The sequence below is a fragment of the Streptomyces sp. GC420 genome, assembly GCF_009916105.1.
Taxonomy (GTDB): Bacteria; Actinomycetota; Actinomycetes; order Streptomycetales; family Streptomycetaceae; genus Streptomyces.
The window spans coordinates 1-3,388 of sequence record NZ_JAAAXQ010000577.1 but is presented as its reverse complement, the minus strand read 5'-3'; the positions used below and the strand labels follow the sequence as shown (position 1 = coordinate 3,388).

At 72.6% G+C, this 3,388-nt stretch carries 3 protein-coding genes; all 3 read right to left on the bottom strand.

What is annotated here, in order from left to right; translation table 11 throughout:
* A partial coding sequence (locus GUY61_RS36375) for an NAD(P)-dependent oxidoreductase (protein WP_166634572.1) occupies positions 1–1,153 on the bottom strand: 1,153 nt, incomplete at its 3' end.
* 159 nt (positions 1,154–1,312) lie between these two features.
* The gene (locus GUY61_RS36370; protein WP_166634571.1) at positions 1,313–1,948 is read right to left on the bottom strand and encodes an FMN reductase; all 636 of its coding nucleotides are present in this window, start codon (positions 1,946–1,948) and stop codon (positions 1,313–1,315) included.
* Positions 1,945–3,090, bottom strand: a complete 1,146-nt coding sequence (locus GUY61_RS36365; RefSeq protein WP_166634570.1) for an LLM class flavin-dependent oxidoreductase — start codon at positions 3,088–3,090, stop codon at positions 1,945–1,947. The genes GUY61_RS36370 and GUY61_RS36365 overlap by 4 nt, the downstream gene beginning before the upstream one ends.
* Positions 3,091–3,388 lie beyond the last annotated feature (298 nt).

The window sequence follows — 3,388 nt, the reverse complement described above, 5'->3', positions numbered from 1 at the left end:
GAACACGGATGCCCTCACCTTCCGGGGGGAGGGACTCTGCGGAGAGGGATTCCGGGGAGGCGGATTCCGGGGAAGTGAATTCGGGGGAGAGGGACGCGCCGCGCTGCGGGGCGTGCGCGAACTCCGTGATGCCCTCGGTGAAGGAGACGGCCGGCCTCCAGCCGAGCTCCGCACGCAGCCGCCGCGAGTCGGCGGTGATGTGCCGGACGTCGCCGAGCCGGAACTCCCCGGTCACCACGGGCGCCGGTCCGCCGTGGGCGTCCGCCAGGGCGCGCGCCATCTCGCGGACGGTGCGCGGTTCGCCGCTGCCCGCGTTGTACGCGGTCAGCGCGCCCGGCGCGCGTCCGCCCACCGCCTCCAGCGCCACCGCGTCGGCCGCCGCCACGTCCCGTACGTGGATGAAGTCCCTGCGCTGGCCGCCGTCCTCGAACACCCGCGGGGCGGCGCCCCTCGCCAGCGCGGAGCGGAAGAACGAGGCCACCCCGGCGTACGGTGTGTCGCGTGGCATCCCGGGCCCGTAGACGTTGTGGTAGCGCAGTGACACGGCCCGGCCCCCGGTGGACCGCGCCCAGGCCGCGGCCAGATGCTCCTGGGCGAGCTTGGTCGTGGCGTACACACTGCGGGGGTCGGCCGGGGAGTCCTCGCCCACGAGACCGGGGGTCAGGTCCTGCCCGCAGTGCGGGCATCGCGGCTCGAAGCGCCCGGCCCCCAGGTCCACGGCCGTGCGGGGACCCGGACGCACCCGGCCGTGCCGGGCGCAGTCGTACCGGCCCTCCCCGTAGACCACCATCGACCCGGCGAGCACCAGGTTCCGCACGCCGCCGGCCGCCATGGCGGCCAGCAGCACCGCAGTGCCCCGGTCGTTGCAGTCCACGTAGGCGGGCGCGTCGGCGAAGTCCTGGCCCAGGCCGACCATGGCGGCCTGGTGGCAGACCGCGTCGGCCCCGCGCAGCGCCCGTTCGACGGCCTCGGCGTCCCGGACGTCCCCGTGGATCCACTCGGCATCCGGGAGCGGGGACGGCGGCGAGGGCGGCCGCGGATGTGCGGCGGGCAGCAGGGCGTCGAACACGACGGGTTCATGGCCCCGGGCGGCCAGTTCGGTGACGATGTGCGAGCCGATGAAGCCCGCGCCTCCGGTGACGAGTACACGCATGCCGCCGACGCTAGGTCCGTCCGGCACGGTGCGCCGCTCCCGGCGCGGTGCCGTCATGACCTCGTAAGAAGTGCCGGACCCGCCGCGCACGCTCGCCGCCGCGCACGCCCGCTGCCGCGGACGCCCGCGGCGGCGGGCGTGAGCGGCGGCGGGGCGTGGTCAGTTCCGCCGGAGCGCCGCGAGCTGCTGCTCGAAGGGCACGACACCCTCCGCGAGGTCCGGCCCCGGCCCGCTCGCGGGCGGCAACCGGCCGAGCAGGCCGGCGAGTTCGCCCGCCGCCCGGGCGATCCTGGCGGGGAGGCTGTCGGTGAGCGGGTCACCGGTGCCGCCCCAGTCCTCGGACGCCGCGAACACGGCGGTCGGCACGACCAGCGCTCGCAGGTACGAGAAGAGCGGGCGCAGCGCGTGTTCGAGCGCCAGCGAGTGCCGGGCGGTGCCGCCGGTCGCCGCGACGAGGACCGGCTTCCCGGCCAGCGACCCGTTGTCGAGGATGTCGAAGAACGACTTGAACAGACCGCTGTAGGAGGCGGAGAAGACGGGAGTGACGGCGATCAGGCCGTCCGCGCCGGTGACCGTTTCGACGGCCTCCCGCAGTTCCCCGCCGGGGAAGCCGGTGACGAGACTGCCGGCGATGTCGGTGGCGAGGTCGCGCAGTTCGACGACCTTCACCTCCACCGGGCGCCCTGTGTCGGCCAGTTGCTGCCGGGTCGCCCCGGCGAGGCGGTCGGCGAGCAGCCGGGTGGAGGACGGTCTGCCGATCCCGGCCGAGACAACGGCCAGCTTCAGGGGAGTCACCTGGTCACCTCCGCGATGTTCGTCTCCGGGCCGGCGGCGACGTCGTCACCGGTCCCGGCCTGGGCCTCGGCGTCGCGCCGTGCGACGAGCGAGGCGTGGGTGGGCGCGTCCGGCACACCGGCGGGGCGGCCCTTGGCGAACTCCTCGCGCAGCACCGGCACGACCTGTTCACCGAGCATGTCGATCTGCTCCAGGACGGTCTTCAGCGGCAGACCCGCGTGGTCCATCAGGAACAACTGGCGCTGGTAGTCGCCGATGGAGTCGCGGAAGGTCAGCGTGCGTTCGACGACCTGCTGCGGGCTGCCGACGGTCAGCGGCGTCTCTTGGGTGAACTCCTCGAGCGAGGGACCGTGACCGTAGACCGGCGCGTTGTCGAAGTACGGCCGGAACTCGCGGACCGCGTCCTGGGAGTTCTTGCGCATGAACACCTGGCCGCCGAGGCCCACGACGGCCTGCTCGGGCGTGCCGTGGCCGTAGTGGGCGTAGCGCGTCCGGTAGAGCCCGACCATCTTCCTGGTGTGCTCCATGGGCCAGAAGATGTTGTTGTGGAAGAAGCCGTCGCCGTAGTAGGCGGCCTGCTCCGCGATCTCCGGGCTGCGGATGGAGCCGTGCCAGACGAACGGGGGTACGCCGTCGAGCGGGCGCGGGGTGGAGGTGAACCCCTGCAGCGGTGTGCGGAAGCGGCCCTCCCAGTCGACGACGTCCTCGCGCCACAGCCTGTGCAGCAGCGCGTAGTTCTCCACGGCCAGCGGGATGCCCTGGCGGATGTCCTTGCCGAACCAGGGATAGACCGGGCCGGTGTTGCCGCGCCCCATCATCAGGTCCACCCGGCCGTCGGCGAGGTGCTGGAGCATCGCGTAGTCCTCGGCGATCTTCACCGGGTCATTGGTGGTGATCAGCGTGGTGGACGTGGAGAGGATCAGCTTCTCGGTGCGGGCGGCTATCCAGCCCAGCATGGTGGTCGGTGAGGAGGGGACGAACGGCGGGTTGTGGTGTTCGCCGGTGGCGAAGACGTCCAGGCCCACCTCCTCGGCCTTGAGGGCGATGGCCGTCATCGCCTTGATCCGTTCGCGTTCCGTCGGCTCCCGGCCGGTGGTCGGGTCCGGGGTGACATCGCCGACGGTGAAGATCCCGAACTGCATCTGCGCTCGCCCTCTCCCAAGTGGTTTACGATTCAACTATACCCTTGAACCGGCACCCCTCCGTCCCGTATTCCCCGGCCTGTCACCAGCCGCCCGGCGAGCCGCCCTCCCGCGGCCGCCCACGTGTCACATCCCAGAAATCGCGGCGTCGCGGAATCTCCGCAATCGCTCTCTACGCTGGCGGCACAACGCCGGGCCGAAGCCGTCCTTCGGCGGATCCCTCCCCACAGACCCGTACGACCGACACGTACGGCGTACGACAGGAGCCCGGTGGTCAGCCCCGCACGCCGTTCTGCCC